The 14,186-nt window shown below is 69.6% G+C and carries 12 protein-coding genes; 8 read left to right on the forward strand and 4 right to left on the reverse strand.

The genetic code is table 11. The features are described from left to right. Window positions 1-33: 33 nt before the first annotated feature. From CQ042_RS10710 to CQ042_RS10740, 7 genes are all read left to right on the forward strand, one after another. Window positions 34-2,922, forward strand: a complete 2,889-nt coding sequence (locus tag CQ042_RS10710; RefSeq protein WP_181157535.1) for a LuxR family transcriptional regulator — start codon at window positions 34-36, stop codon at window positions 2,920-2,922. A gap of 74 nt (window positions 2,923-2,996) precedes the next feature. After that, window positions 2,997-3,200, forward strand: a complete 204-nt coding sequence (locus CQ042_RS10715; protein WP_017831237.1) for a cold-shock protein — start codon at window positions 2,997-2,999, stop codon at window positions 3,198-3,200. Window positions 3,201-3,393: 193 nt separating this feature from the next. Next, window positions 3,394-4,422 carry an iron-siderophore ABC transporter substrate-binding protein gene (locus CQ042_RS10720; protein ID WP_105670463.1) on the forward strand — a complete coding sequence of 343 codons (1,029 nt, stop codon included), beginning with the start codon at window positions 3,394-3,396 and terminating at the stop codon, window positions 4,420-4,422. Window positions 4,423-4,455: 33 nt separating this feature from the next. After that, window positions 4,456-5,505: an iron ABC transporter permease gene (locus CQ042_RS10725; RefSeq protein ID WP_105670464.1), complete on the forward strand. Its 1,050-nt coding sequence runs from the start codon at window positions 4,456-4,458 to the stop codon at window positions 5,503-5,505. Next, entirely contained in the window at window positions 5,502-6,584 is a 1,083-nt protein-coding gene (locus CQ042_RS10730; RefSeq protein ID WP_105670465.1) for an iron chelate uptake ABC transporter family permease subunit, read from the forward strand. The genes CQ042_RS10725 and CQ042_RS10730 overlap by 4 nt, the downstream gene beginning before the upstream one ends. Next, entirely contained in the window at window positions 6,581-7,381 is an 801-nt protein-coding gene (locus CQ042_RS10735; protein ID WP_105670466.1) for an ABC transporter ATP-binding protein, read from the forward strand. The genes CQ042_RS10730 and CQ042_RS10735 overlap by 4 nt, the downstream gene beginning before the upstream one ends. Then, complete coding sequence (locus CQ042_RS10740) at window positions 7,371-8,333, forward strand: siderophore-interacting protein (RefSeq protein WP_105670467.1); 963 nt, start codon at window positions 7,371-7,373, stop codon at window positions 8,331-8,333. The genes CQ042_RS10735 and CQ042_RS10740 overlap by 11 nt, the downstream gene beginning before the upstream one ends. Before the next feature lie 73 nt (window positions 8,334-8,406). On the opposite strand, the gene CQ042_RS10745 is transcribed toward CQ042_RS10740, so the two are convergent. Further along, complete coding sequence (locus tag CQ042_RS10745) at window positions 8,407-9,249, reverse strand: alpha/beta fold hydrolase (RefSeq protein ID WP_105670468.1); 843 nt, start codon at window positions 9,247-9,249, stop codon at window positions 8,407-8,409. Between the two features lie 150 nt (window positions 9,250-9,399). Here CQ042_RS10745 and CQ042_RS10750 point away from each other — a divergent pair, with 150 nt between their 5' ends. Continuing rightward, window positions 9,400-10,203, forward strand: a complete 804-nt coding sequence (locus CQ042_RS10750) for a tryptophan-rich sensory protein (RefSeq protein ID WP_105670469.1) — start codon at window positions 9,400-9,402, stop codon at window positions 10,201-10,203. Here CQ042_RS10750 and CQ042_RS10755 read toward each other — a convergent pair. The 3 genes from CQ042_RS10755 to kdpC are packed head-to-tail and all read right to left on the reverse strand — an operon-like array spanning window position 10,185 to window position 14,010. Beyond that, entirely contained in the window at window positions 10,185-10,856 is a 672-nt protein-coding gene (locus CQ042_RS10755) for a response regulator (RefSeq protein ID WP_105670470.1), read from the reverse strand. The two genes, CQ042_RS10750 and CQ042_RS10755, sit on opposite strands and share 19 nt — an antisense overlap. Continuing rightward, window positions 10,853-13,411 carry an ATP-binding protein gene (locus CQ042_RS10760; protein ID WP_105670471.1) on the reverse strand — a complete coding sequence of 853 codons (2,559 nt, stop codon included), beginning with the start codon at window positions 13,409-13,411 and terminating at the stop codon, window positions 10,853-10,855. The genes CQ042_RS10755 and CQ042_RS10760 overlap by 4 nt, the downstream gene beginning before the upstream one ends. Continuing rightward, window positions 13,408-14,010 (reverse strand): potassium-transporting ATPase subunit KdpC, encoded by a 603-nt coding sequence (kdpC, locus tag CQ042_RS10765; RefSeq protein WP_105670472.1) that lies wholly within the window; start codon window positions 14,008-14,010, stop codon window positions 13,408-13,410. Before kdpC ends, CQ042_RS10760 begins: the two co-directional genes overlap by 4 nt. Between the last annotated feature and the right edge of the window lie 176 nt (window positions 14,011-14,186).

A 14,186-nucleotide genomic window follows, 5' to 3' on the forward strand; every position in this document is an offset into this window, starting at 1 on the left:
CCGAATGTCGGTGGGGAGTGGCACGATGAATCCATGCCTCCTTCCGCGCCGAATGCCGCGATGGTCGGCCGCGTGGCCGAGCTCGACGAGGTGCGCCGGTCGTTCGCCGGGGTGCGCGACGGCGTGCCAGCGGCCCTGCTCGTCGAGGGCGAGGCCGGGATCGGCAAGTCGCGGCTGCTGCGCGAGTTCGCCGCCGAGATCGCCCAGACCGCCGACGTGCACGTGGGCTGGTGCCTCGATCTCGGCGCTTCGCGCACGCCGTACGGTCCGCTCACCGGCATCCTCCGCTCGATCGTCACGCACATGGGCGTCGAACGGGTGCGCGAATCGGTCGGGGTTGGCGCCGAGGCGCTCGGCATGCTGCTCCCCGAACTCGTCGACTCCCCGACCGACCGCGATCGCACGAGTCCGGAGCGCCTCCGCGACGCGATCGCCTCCCTCATCGAGGCGGCGGCCGAACGCGCCCCCCAGGTCCTCGTGGTCGAAGACCTGCACTGGGCGGATGAGTCGACCCTCGCCATCCTCTCCTTCCTGTTGCGCGCGCTCGGGCGCGGCCGCATCCTGCTGCTCATCACCTGCCGCACCGACGACGTGCGCCGCGGCGATGCCGTGAGCCGTTTCATCGGCGAGGCCACCAGGGCCCGTCTGCTCGAGCGCCTCACCCTCGCCAGACTCGATGAAGACGCGGTGCGCGAGATGGCCGAGCAGATCATCGGCCATCCCCTCACCGAGACCGCGCTCGGTCGCATGCAGGAGAGGGCGGAAGGCGTCCCCTTCTTCATCGAGGAGATCGCGGGGTGCGCGAGCGGCCCCCTCCCCGACGGGCTGCGCGACCTTCTGCTCGCTCGGTTCGACCGGCTCGGCGACGACGCGCGTCACGTCGTGCAGGTCGTCTCCGGCGCCGAACGCCCGCTGACCCATCCCCTGATCACGCGCCTCGGCGACCTTCCGGAACAGCGGCTCGACGAGGCGATCCGCGAGGCGACGCGCAGCGGCATCCTCGTGGTGGTCGACGACGACTACCGGTTCCGGCACGCCCTCCTGCGCGAAGCCGTGCACGACGATCTGCTTCCGGGTGAGCGGGCGCGCCTGCACCGCGCCTACGCCGAGACGCTCGAGGCGCAGTGCGCGGGTTCCGACAGCGGTGATGCCGCTGCGCTCGCGTACCACTGGCAGCTCGCGCAAGACGATCGGAAGGCCCTGATCGCCGCCGCCGACGCGATGCGCCACGCGAAGGCGCAGTATGCGTTCGCGAGCGCTGCCCGCTTCGGTGAACTGGTGCTCGAACTGTGGCCGCTCGTGCCCGATGCGGCGGCGGCGGCGCGGGTCGAACGCATCGATCTGCTTCTCGTGCTCGGCTCGATCCTGCGCAATGCGGGTGACGGCGAGCGTGCGCTGACCGTCACGAACGTCGCTCTCGCAGAGGTCGATCCCGAGACGGTCGAGCCGAGACTGCATGCGCGACTGCTGCGCAACAAGGCGCTCTACCTCGTCAATCTCGGCCGTCTCGGGGCGATCCCGCTGCTGCAGCAGGCGCTCGACATCGCCGAGGAGCATGTCGACGATGAGGTCTTCCGCGCCGAGCTGCTCAACCGGCTCGCGAGTCGCCACATGATCGCCGGTGATCGGCAGGAGGCCATCCGGCTCGCCGATGAAGCGGAGCGCGGAGCGGCCGAGGCGGAGTCCACGGACCAGCTGTCGATCGCGGCCAATGTGCGCGGGGGATCGTTGGCGCACCTGGGCGAGGTCGAGGCGGGCGTTCGGGAGTACGAACGAGCCCACCTGCTCGCGACCGGATCCGATGCCGAGATGAGATACCGGGTGAACTACTCGGATCTGCTCACGCTGCTCGGCCGCTACCGCGAGGCGGTCGAGGTTGCGGAGCAAGGCCTGCGGCGGGCACGAGAGCTCCGTGTCGAACGCACCTCCGGCTCGATCATGGCGCAGAACATGGTCGTGCCGCTGCTCGAACTCGGCGAGATCGACCGGGTCGAGGAGATGCTGTCGCGCGACTTCGTGCAGGGGACGCTCCGTGTCTTCCGCATGTACATGAGCATGACACGCGTGCGTGTACTCGCGTGGCGTGGTCGCTCGGCCGAGGCCGCGGAGATGTTGAAGGAGTGGCTGCCGGCGTTCGAGGAGACGGGCGTCTCGGAGCGACAGATCTGGTACGACCGGGTGATGATGACGGTCGCGGTGGCGGAGAGCGCGGGAGACCTTCGCGGGGCGCTCGACGCGATCCTCGAGATGCTGCGAGACGACAAGCCCGCACTGCTGCACCAGCGTCGCCTGCTGCTGGAGGCCGGGGCGATCATCGCTGAGCTGCGCGCCGAGGGGGCCGACGTCACGACCGCATCCGTCGCGATCCGCGCCTCCTGGATCGCACAGCCGGAGCAGTTGCAGCAGGACGCCTGGTCGACGATCCTCGATGCGCTGCTCGACCCGCGACCGCACGCTCTCGACGACGCACTGCACCGCGCCGACGGCGACGACGTGCCGGTCACGTTCCGTGTCGTCCTCCGGCTCGAACGAGCGCGGATGCAGGTGCACGAGGGCGATCGTGTCGCGGCGTCGACCATGCTCGCCGAGGCGGCCGAGATCGCCGAGAGGCTGGGGCACGCGCAGCTGCAGGCTGCTGTCGCGCGGTTCGCCACCGACGCCGGACTCGGGTTCCGCGCACCTGCCGTGTCCTCGGCCGGCGCCGACCTGCTCACCGCGAGGGAGCAGCAGGTGCTCGATCTCATCGCCGAGGGCCTGAGCAACAGGCAGATCGGCGAGCGCCTGTTCATCAGCGTCAAGACCGTGAGCGTCCATGTCTCGGCCGTGCTGCGCAAACTCGGTGTCAGCACACGCACCGAGGCAGCGCTTCTGCAGAAGAATCCGACGTTCAGTGCTACTCGTCAGCCTGTCGTGGTAGCGTGACAGAGCGCGCGTGTCGGATGTTCCGATTCGGCGTAGGCCGTGTAAACGGCTAAGTCAACAGAAAGTAGAAACACATGGCCACTGGCACTGTGAAATGGTTCAACGCGGAAAAGGGCTTCGGCTTCATCGCTCCCGATGACGGCTCGGACGACCTCTTCGCCCACTACTCGGCTATCGCCGGCTCCGGTTTCAAGGAGCTCCGCGAGAACCAGAAGGTCGAATTCGACGCTGAGCGTGGCCCCAAGGGCATGCAGGCGGCGAACATCCGCGCTCTCTGAGCGCGCGCTGACTTCCTGAAACCGGTCGGATCCTCACGGATCCGGCCGGTTTTTCGTGTACCCGTGGTGGGTATCACGGTCGCGATCCCGGAGTGAGGTGCCCCTAACCTCCGTGTTAGATTAGGCCAGGCTTACCAAAGACACGACGCATCTCACGCGTCGATGCCCCACCCCGAACCCGAAGGGAACGCCTGTGCGCACCTCTCGAATCCTCGCCATCGGCGCGGCTGCTGCACTCGCCGTCGGCCTGTCCGCTTGCGCGTCCTCCACCCCGGAGTCGACTTCGACGGTCGGCGGCAACCCCGCCTCCGCAGATGCCTTCCCCGTCACGGTGGAGCACGCCTATGGCGAGACCACCATCTCCGAGAAGCCCGAGCGCATCGCGACGGTCGCCTGGGCGAACCACGAGGTGCCGCTGGCGCTCGGCATCGTCCCGGTCGGCATGAGCAAGGCCAGCTGGGGCGATGACGACGACAACGGTGTGCTGCCCTGGGTCGAAGAGAAGCTCGACGAGCTGGGCGCCGAGACGCCGGTCCTCTTCGACGAGACGGACGGCATCGACTACGAGGCCGTGGCAGACACCGAGCCCGACGTGATCCTGGCCGCCTACTCCGGTCTCACCCAGGAGGAGTACGACACCCTCTCCAAGATCGCGCCGGTCATCGCCTATCCCGAGGTCGCCTGGGGCACCTCGGTCGACGACATGATCGAGATGAACTCGAAGGCACTCGGCCTCGAGGATGAGGGCGAAGCACTGATCGACGACCTGCACGCCGATGCCGAGAAGGCGCTCGAGGCGAACAGCGTGCTGAAGGACAAGAAGGTCCTGTTCGCATACCTCGACCCGGCCGACCTGAGCCAGATCGGCTACTACACGGCGATCGACACGCGTCCCGGATACCTCCACGACAACCTCGGTCTGCCGTTCCCGTCGATCGTCGAAGACACCGCAGACACCGAGAAGTTCGACCTGACGGTCAGCGCGGAAGAGGTCGCGAAGTTCGCCGACGTGGACCTGTTCGTCACCTACGGCGACGACTCGCTCATCCCTCAGCTCCAGGCCGACCCGCTGCTGTCGAAGATCCCGGCCATCGCCGAGGGCCGCATCGCGATCCTCCCCAACGCGACGCCGGTCGCCGCGTCCGCGAACCCGTCGCCGCTGTCCATCCCGTGGGGCCTCAGCGACTACCTCGCACTCCTGGCTGCACCGCTCGCTCCGTAGCCGTTCGATCCGCGTCCGCGGAGTGAATCCTCAGTGACCTCAGCAACAGCCATCGCCCCCGCGCCGGGTGCCGCAGACCTGCGGCGCCCGGTGCTGGTGCGAACCATCTGGCTCCTCGTCGGAGTCGTGGTGCTCGTCGTCCTCAGCATCCTGTCGATCTCGTTCGGCGTGCGCGCGGTCTCGTTCGACGACATCGTCGCGGCCCTCACCGGCCACACCGACACGATCTCCCAGGCCGCGATCGTCAAGCGCATCCCGCGCACCGTGCTCGCCCTCCTCGTCGGTGCCGCGCTCGCTCTCTCCGGTGCGACCATGCAGGCCGTGACACGCAACCCCATCGCCGACCCCGGCATCCTCGGCGTCTCGAACGGGGCCTCGCTGGCCGTCGTGTGCGGCATCGCCTTCTTCGGGCTCAGCAACCCCTACGGGCAGATGGGGTTCGCGATCGCCGGAGCCGGGATCGCCGCCGTGTTCGTCTACGCGGTCGGATCACTCGGACGTGGTGGCGCGACGCCGCTCAAGCTCGCTCTCGCCGGAGCCGCGACCTCCGCCGCCTTCGCCTCGCTGATCAGCGCCGTCATGCTGCCCCGCGTCGACCTGCTGCAGACGTTCCAGTCCTGGCAGATCGGCGGTGTCGGCGGTGCGGAGTGGCCGCGTATCGCCCTCACTGCGCCGGTCCTCGCGGTCGGCGCTCTCATCTGCTTCCTCTGTTCCCGCGGCATGAACTCCCTCGCCCTCGGCGACGAGATGGCCAAGGGCCTCGGGGAGAACGTGTTCCGCACGCGCATGATCTCCGCCCTGGGTGCGGTGATCCTCGCGGGTGCGGCGACGGCGATCGCCGGGCCCATCGGCTTCGTCGGCCTCATCGTCCCGCACATGTGCCGGATGCTGGTGGGCACCGATCACCGTTGGCTGCTGCCGTTCTCGGCCATCGCCGGCGCGGCGCTGCTGACCGCGAGCGACATCGTCGGCCGTGTGATCGCCCCGTCGTCGGAAGAGATCCAGGTCGGCATCATCACCGCCATCATCGGCGCCCCCTTCTTCATCTGGATCGTCCGTCGGCAGAAGGTGCGTGAGCTATGAGCACGACCGAGCGCACCGAGCACACCCTCGACCGCGCCGACGAGCCGGCATCCGCCCGGGTCGCGCGCATCGTCGCGGGCCGTCGCGCGCGCCACCGCCGCCACGCGATCGCGACCGTCGTGCTCGGCATCCTGCTGCTGGTGCTGTTCACGGTCGCCCTCATGGTGGGCAACACGTTCTACTCGCTCGACGAGGTGATCCGCGTGATCCTCGGGGAGACCGTTCCCGGCGCCTCGTTCACGGTCGGCGACCTGCGCCTGCCGCGGGCGGTGCTCGCGGTCCTCACCGGGATCGCGTTCGGCATGGCGGGTGTGTGCTTCCAGACGATGCTGCGCAACCCGCTCGCCTCGCCCGACATCATCGGCATCTCGAACGGCGCCGGGGCTGCTGCGGTCTTCGGCATCGTCGTGCTCTCGGCGAACGGGCCGGTCGTATCGCTGCTCGCCCTCGGCGGTGCCGTCGTCACCGCCTTCGCGATCTACCTGCTCTCGATCAAGGGCGGCTTCGCCGGCACCCGCCTGATCCTGATCGGCATCGGTGTCGCCGCGATGCTGCAGAGCGTCATCTCGTACATGCTGTCGCGCGCCGCGAACTGGGACATCCAGACCGCGATGCAGTGGCTGACCGGAAGCCTCAACAACGCCTCTTGGGAGCGTGTGCTGCCGATGGCGATCGCCGCGGTGATCATCGTGCCGCTGATGCTGTCGCAGGGTCGCGCACTCGGCGCTCTCCAGCTCGGCGACGACTCCGCGGCCGGTCTCGGCATCCGGGTGAACGCCACGCGCCTGCTGCTCATCCTCGGCGCGGTCGCCCTGCTCGCGTTCGCGACGGCAGCGACCGGTCCGATCGCGTTCGTCGCGTTCATGGCCGGTCCCATCGCCGCCCGCATCACGGGTCCCGGGGCCAACCTGCTCCTGCCCTCGGCGTTCGTCGGCGCCGTGCTCGTTCTCGGCGGCGACCTGATCGGCCAGTTCGCCTTCGGCACCCGCTACCCCGTCGGCGTCATCACCGGCGTGGTCGGCGCGCCGTACCTGATCTACCTGCTCATCCGCACCAACCGCTCCGGGGGTTCGCTATGACCGTCTCGCACAGCCTGTCCGCCGAAGGGGTGACGCTCGCCTACGGCGACCGCACGATCATCGACGGCCTCGACCTGCAGATCGCCCCCGGGCGGATCACGACCATCGTGGGAGCGAACGGATGCGGCAAGTCGACGCTGCTGCGCTCGCTGGCCCGTCTGCTGTCGCCGAGCGACGGACAGATCGTGCTCGACGGCAAGTCGGTGCACGCCCGCCCCACCAAGGAGGTCGCACGCATCCTCGGCCTGCTCCCGCAGTCTCCCGTCGCACCGGAAGGCATCGCTGTCGCCGATCTGGTCGGCCGTGGACGGCACCCGCATCAGAAGATGCTCGCCCGGTGGAGCACGCACGACTACGAGGTGGTGGCGGACGCCCTCGACGCGACCGGCATCTCCGACCTCGCCGACCGCAGCGTCGATGAGCTCTCGGGGGGCCAGCGGCAGCGCGTCTGGATCGCGATGGCCCTCGCGCAGGAGACCGACATCCTGCTGCTGGACGAGCCGACCACGTTCCTCGACGTCGCGCACCAGGTCGAGGTGCTCGACCTGCTCACAGACTTGAGCGTCTCGCGCGGGACGACCATCGTCATGGTGCTGCACGATCTCAACCTCGCAGCCCGCTACGCCGACGAGTTGGTCGCCATGAAAGACGGTCGGGTGCACGCGACGGGCGTCCCGCAGGACGTCGTCACCGCCCAGCTCGTCGAAGAGGTCTTCGGCCTCGCCAATCAGATCACCATCGACCCGGTCTCCGGCAAGCCGATGGTCACACCCATCGGGAGGCATCATGTCCGTTGAGACGACCACGACCGAGCGTCCGACCTACATCCTCACCCGTGCCGAGGTGCGAGCCGTCGTGCGCGTCTCGCCCTCGTTCGTGCGGGTGACCTTCGGCGGAGACGAGCTGTTCGAGTTCTGCACACCAGGTGAGGTGTTCGACAGCCGGATCAAGCTGGTCTTCCCTCCGGCCTCCGGCCTGCTCCCGGCGCTCGACCGGTCATCGGACGACTGGTGGCAGTCGTTCCTCGCGGTACCAGAGGAGGAGCGCGGATCCATGCGCACGTACTCGGTGCGGGACGTGCGCGACGACCCCGACGCCGGCACCGAGGTGGACGTCGACTTCGTCCTGCACCTCGAGCCGGGTCTGACGGGGCCCGCGTCGCTGTGGGCGAGCCAGGCCGCGGTCGGGCAGGAGCTCTACCTGGTCGGACCGCGCCGCGGCGTGGACGTCGAGGCTCATGGAGGCGCCGAGTTCGCCCCCGGCACCGCGTCTTCGGTCGTGCTCGCGGGTGATGAGACGGCAGCTCCGGCGATCGCCCGCATCCTCGAGGACGCCCCCCGCGACCTGCGCGGCGTCGCGTTCATCGAGGTGCCCTCTCCCGCCGACATCCTGCGCATCGACGTGCCCTCCGGTGTCGAGGTGCACTGGCTGCCGCGCGACGCCGGTGAGCCGCACGGGCTCCGACTGATCCCCGCTGTGCTCGGATACCTCGGCGATGCCGACGCCGCGGACGAGATCCGCGTGAAGGACATCGACGGCGAGGACCTGCTGTGGGAGACGCCGGACTACTCCGGACTCGGCGAGGACATCGCCGCAGCGGAGGCCCCGGCCGAACGCTACTTCTGGATCGCGGGGGAGAGCGGCGTGGTCACCACTCTGCGCCGCCACCTGGTCAAGGACCTCGGCATCGACCGTGGGCAGGTGGCCTTCATGGGCTACTGGCGCCGCGGTGTCGCGATGCGCGGCTGAGTGCGGCTTCACGCGGGGGTTCTCGCAGGTCCACTCCGTGGCGGATGCGGGTGGGGGACGCCGCGACGCAGGACTACTTCGCGAGGAAGGCCTTCAGTGCGGCGTTGACCTCGTCGGCGTGGGTCCAGAGCAGGCCGTGCGGGGCGCCCTCGACCTCGACGTAGTCGGCATCCGGTACCGCCTGGTGGAAGCGGCGTGCTGTCGCGTCGATCGGGAGGATGTTGTCCTTCGTGCCGTGCAGGATCAACGTGGGCTTGCCCGCCGCGCGGACGGCTTCGACGTCGGAGCGGAAGTCCTCGATCCACGCCGAGACGACCGCGTACGCGGCCACGGGGGCGCTGCCGATCGCCACGTTCCAGCTGCCGGACACGGCCTGCTCGCTGATGCGTGCGCCGAGGTTCTCGTCGAGGTTGTAGAAGTTCGAGAAGAAGTCGGTGAACCACGCGAAGCGGTCGCCCTTCGCCGCGGCTTCGATGCCGTCGAAGACCTCCTGCGGCACACCCTCCGGGTTGTCGTCACGCTGCACGAGGAACGGCTCGAGCGAGGCGAGGAAGGCGAGCTTCGCGACGCGCTCATGGCCGTAGCGGGCGACGTAGCGGGCGAGCTCTCCGGTGCCCATCGAGAAGCCGACGAGCACGACGTCGCGCAGGTCGAGGGTCTCGAGCACGGTGTTCAGGTCGGCGGCGAAGGTGTCGTAGTCGTACCCGGCGTTCACCTTGGAGGACTGGCCGAACCCGCGGCGGTCGTAGGTGATGACGCGGTAGCCCTGAGTGAGGAGTTCGCGCGTCTGGCGCTCCCAGCTGTGACCGTTCAGCGGGTAGCCGTGGATCAGGACGACGGGCTGACCGGCCCCCTGGTCTTCGTAGTAGAGCTCGATCGGGGTGCTGTTCTCGTTGCCGACGGTGATGTATGCCATGCGCCGATCCTCCCCAGTCTCATCGTGGGGCGCAAGACGGTTGCGCTCCCGCGAGCGGGATGCTCGGCATTTGTCTCACCTGGTTACCGAAACCGTTCGGGAGTGTCAACCCCGATGCGTCCGGAACCCGTCACACGTAGCGTGCGAGCCATGGAATCACGCACGAACGGCATAGGTCGTCAGTCGCTGGTCATCGCAGCAGCGACATTCATGGTGATCGCGGCCGCCATCGGCGCGGGAGCCTTCGGCGGAGCATCCGTCGACGACCTGCAAGACGGCGCGCTCTCCGCTCAGGGGTCGTACCTCGCGCCGGCGGGTCCGGCGTTCTCGATCTGGTCGCTCATCTACCTCGGCCTGATCGCGTACACCGTGTGGCAGGCGTTCCCGGCGCAGCGGCAGGACCCCCGTCAGCAGGCCGTCGGTGGGTGGATCGCGGCATCGATGGTGCTGAACGGCCTGTGGCTGGTGACCGCACGATATCTGACGCTGTGGCTCACCGTCGTCGGGATCGCGCTGCTACTGGCCGTGCTCGCGCGGGTGATCGTGGTGCTGGGCCGGTTCCCCGCCCGCACTCTCGCGGATCGCATCCTCACCGATGGTGCGAACGGGCTGCACTTCGGCTGGGTCACGATCGCGACGGTGGCGAACACGGCCGCGTGGCTGACGCAGATCGCCCCGGAGAGTTGGGCGCAGGCGGCGGATGCCTGGGCCGTCGCCGTGCTCGCCGTCGTCCTGGTGATCGGAGCAGCCACCGCGTGGATCACCGGACGCATCGCCCCCGCCCTCGCGACGGCCTGGGGCTTGGCCTGGCTCGCCGTCGGACGCCTCACCGGAGAGCCCGAGAGCGTCCCGACCGCCATCACCGCGATCGTCGTCGCCGTCGTGCTGGTGCTGGTCGCGGTCGTCGCATCGCTGCGCCGCCGTCGTGCCGCACCTCAGAGCACGAGCCGGTAGCCCATCCCCGCTTCGGTGAGCAGGTGCGCGGGCGCACCCGGCTCCTGCTCGAGCTTCTTGCGCAGCTGCGACATGTACAGCCGTAGGTAGCCGGAGTCGGACACCTGCTCGCTGCCCCAGATCTCCTTCAGCAGATCCTGCCGGGTGACGAGGGCGCCCGGATGCCGGGACAGATGCTCCAGCATCCGCCACTCGGTCGGAGTCAGATGCACGCGCGCCCCGCCGCGGGTCACGGTCTTGGTCGCGAGGTCGACCACGACTTCGCCGAACGACACGGTCGACTCGCCGCTCGCCGGGAGGGAGCGGCGCGAGAGGGCACGCAGACGGGCCAGCAGCTCATCGACCTGGAAGGGCTTGGTCACGAAGTCGTCCGCGCCGGCATCGAGCGCCTCGACCTTGTCGGCCGAGCCCGTGCGACCGGACACCACGATGATCGGCACGTTCGTCCAACCGCGCAGGGCCTGGATCACCTCGATGCCGTCGAGGCGCGGCATGCCCAGGTCGAGCATGATGAGGTCGGGGTGGGTCTGCGCGGCGGCGGCGATGGCTGCAGCTCCGTCGGGGGCCACCACCACCTCGTAGCCGTGCGCGGCGAGCGTGATCCGCAGCGCCCGCACCATCTGCGGGTCGTCATCGGCGATGAGGAGCTTCACTCCGTGCCCTCCGTGTCGGCGAGTCCTGCCGCCAGCGGCAGGGAGATGACCATGGTGAGGCCTCCGCCAGGGGTGTCCTCGGGTGTCAGGGTACCGCCCATGCCCTCGGTGAATCCGCGCGACAGGGCGAGTCCGAGGCCGAGTCCCGTCGTGTTGTCGGTGTCGCCGAAGCGCTGGAACGGCTGGAAGATGCGGTCGCGCCGCTCGGGCGAGACGCCTTCGCCGCGGTCGATGATGCGGATCTCGGCGCGATCGCCGAGCGCGCTCGTGGAGACGATGACCCGTGTGTCGTCGGGGGAGTGCCGGTGCGCGTTGGCGATCACGTTCACCAGCACGCGCAGCAGCAGCACGGGGTCGGCGTGCAGCGGGGGCAGGTCGGGGTCGAGGGCCAGCTCGACGTCGCCCGGTCCCAGGCCCAGTTCGTCGACGGCGGCGAGCACACTGCCGGCGGCATCCATCCGGGAGGAGGACACAGCGAGCACGCCCGCCTGCACGCGGCTCACATCGAGGAGGTCGGTGACCAGGGTCGACAGCGTCGCGAGGCTCTCGTCGGCGGTGGCGAGCAGCTCGGCGCGATCGGACGCCGAGAGCCCGTGCGCGCCGCGCAGACCGCCGATCGCCGCGACCGCCGAGGCGAGCGGGCGGCGCAGGTCGTGGCTGACCGCCGACAGCAGCGCGCTGCGCACCTGATCGGTCTCGGCCAGGGCTTCGGCCTCACTCGCCGTCGCCCGCAGGTCGGTGTGCTCGATCGCCGCCGACAGCTGCGCGACGATCGCGTCCAACAGGCGACGCTCCGGTCCGGCCAGGGGCTCGCCGTTCAGCTCCAGCACCGCACGCGGTCCGCCGCCGGGGACGAGCCCGACCGGGATCGTCGTGGCGCGGCCGTCGGCCACCGGCTCGCCGTCGCTGGCGAGCACATCGCCGTCGGGCGCCAGCAGCCGCACGCCGCTCAGACCGAACGCCTCGCGGGTACGGCTGACCAGGGCCAGCACGGCATTGTCGCCGCGGAGCACGTTGCCGGCGACCGCGGCGAGCAGCTCGGCCTCGGCGGCGGCACGCTGAGCGGTGCGGGCTCGCCGAGCCGCCTGATCGACGATGATGCTCACCAGGATCGCGATCAGGACGTAGAGGGCGAGGGCGAGCACGTGCAGCGGATGGGCGATCGTGATGGTGAAGAGCGGCGCGACGAAGAGGAAGTCGAGCGTGACACCCGAGAGCACGGCCGCGAAGACAGCCGGGCGGATGCCGCCGATCAGTGCCACGACGACGACGAGCAGCTGATACGCGAGTACCTCGGCGGTGATCGATTCCGGGCTGCGGAACGTGAACATGATCCACGACAGGATCGGTCCGAAGACGAGGGCGACGCCGAAGCCGAGGAGCTGCCGACGCCAGCCCAGTGCTCCGCCGGTGATGCGGGGCAGGACCATCCGTCCGCCGGCTGCGGCATGCGTGACGATGTGCACGTCGATGTCGCCCGAGCGGCGGATGACCTCCGAGCCGATGCCCGGTCCCGTGAGCGCCGCGGTGAGCCGGCTGCGCCTGCTGACGCCGATCACGAGCTGGGTGGCATCGGCGCCCTGTGCGAACTCGACGAGGGTGGCCGGGATGTCGTCGCCGACGACTTGATGGTACGAGCCGCCGAGCGATTCCACGAGCGTGCGCTGCGCGGCGAGAGCGCCAGGGGTCTCGTCGCGCAGACCGTCCTGGGCGGAGATGTGGACGGCGAGCAGCTCCCCGCCGGCGGAGCGCGCGGCGATCCTGGCGCCGCGACGGAGCAGCGTCTCGCCTTCAGGGCCGCCGGTCAGTGCGACGACGACACGTTCCCTGGCCTGCCAGCTCCCCTCGATGCCTTGCTCCGCACGGTAACTGCGCAGGGCGCTGTCGACCTCGTCGGCGAGCCACAGCAGGGCGAGCTCGCGCAGTGCGGTGAGGTTGCCGAGGCGGAAGTAGTTCGACAGGGCGGCGTCGATCCGCTCGGCCGGGTAGACCAGCCCCGCCGACAGCCGATCGCGCAGCGATTGCGGGGCGAGGTCGACGACCTCGATCTCGTCGGCGGCGCGGACCACGGCATCCGGGATCGTCTCCTGCTGCGCGATGCCGGTGATCTTCTCGACGACGGCGTTGAGGGATTCGATGTGCTGCACGTTGACGGTCGTGACGACGTCGATCCCCGCATCGAGCAGCTCGTCGACGTCTTGCCAGCGCTTCGCGTTGCGCGAGCCGGGGGCGTTCGTGTGCGCCAGCTCGTCGACCAGGGCGATCTCGGGCGCGCGTTCGAGCACGGCATCGATGTCGAGCTCGGTCAGCGCGATACCGCGGTGGAGATCGACTCGACGTGGAACCTCGGGGATGCCGACGGTCTGGGCGTGGGTAGCCGCGCGGTCGTGCGTCTCGACGATCGCGATGACGACGTCGTGGCCCTCTTCGAGGACACGTCGCCCCTCGGCGAGCATCTCGTAGGTCTTGCCGACGCCGGGGGCGGCGCCGAGGAGCACCCGGAGCCGCCCTCGGCGCGGGTGGCCGTGAGGTCGACGAAGCGGTGCTGCGGTCATTCGCCCTCCCGTTCGTCGAGCGCGAGGTTGAGTTCGGCGACGTTGATCCGTTCCGTGCCGAGGAATCCCAGATCCCGCCCTTGAATCCTAGACTCCACGAGGTCGCGCACCTCCTGCTCGCCGAGCCCTCGGGCGTCGGCGACACGCGGCACCTGCAGCAGTGCGTAGGCGACGCTGATGTGCGGGTCGAGGCCCGAGCCGGATGCCGTGACAGCGTCGGCCGGTATCTGCGACGGTTCGATGCCCTCGCGCTCGGCGATCGCGGCCTTTCGCTCCGCGATCGCCGCGACCAGGTCGGGGTTCTCCGGGCCGAGGTTGCTGCCGCTGGAGCCGGCACCGTCGTAGCCGTCGCCCGCCGCGGAGGGCCGCGACTGGAAGTACCCCGGCAGGGCCTCGCCGTCGGCATCCGTGAAGGACTGGCCGATCAGCGCGCTGCCCTTGTCGTCGAGGAGCAGCGAGCCGTTCGCCTGCCCGGGCAGCAGCAGCTGGCCGATGCCCGTGACGAGCAGCGTGTATCCGACGCCGAGCACGAGGGTGAGGACGAGCATCGCACGGACGGCGACCCCGGTGGTGCGGAGCGTGGTGCGGGAGGAGGACATGAGGTGCCTTTCGTGGCTCGGGGCTCGGGGCGGTGATTGCGGATCGACGTTTCCGGGGCCGACACGCCAGATGTCGGACGAAACGGGGCGAAGTATCCGACATCTGGCGTGTCGGCCGACGGGTGAGACTGCCGACGGGTGATGAGACGGGTGACGGGTGATGGGTGACGGGGGCC

It is taken from the genome of Microbacterium sp. MYb62 (assembly GCF_002979475.1).
Taxonomy (GTDB): Bacteria; Actinomycetota; Actinomycetes; order Actinomycetales; family Microbacteriaceae; genus Microbacterium.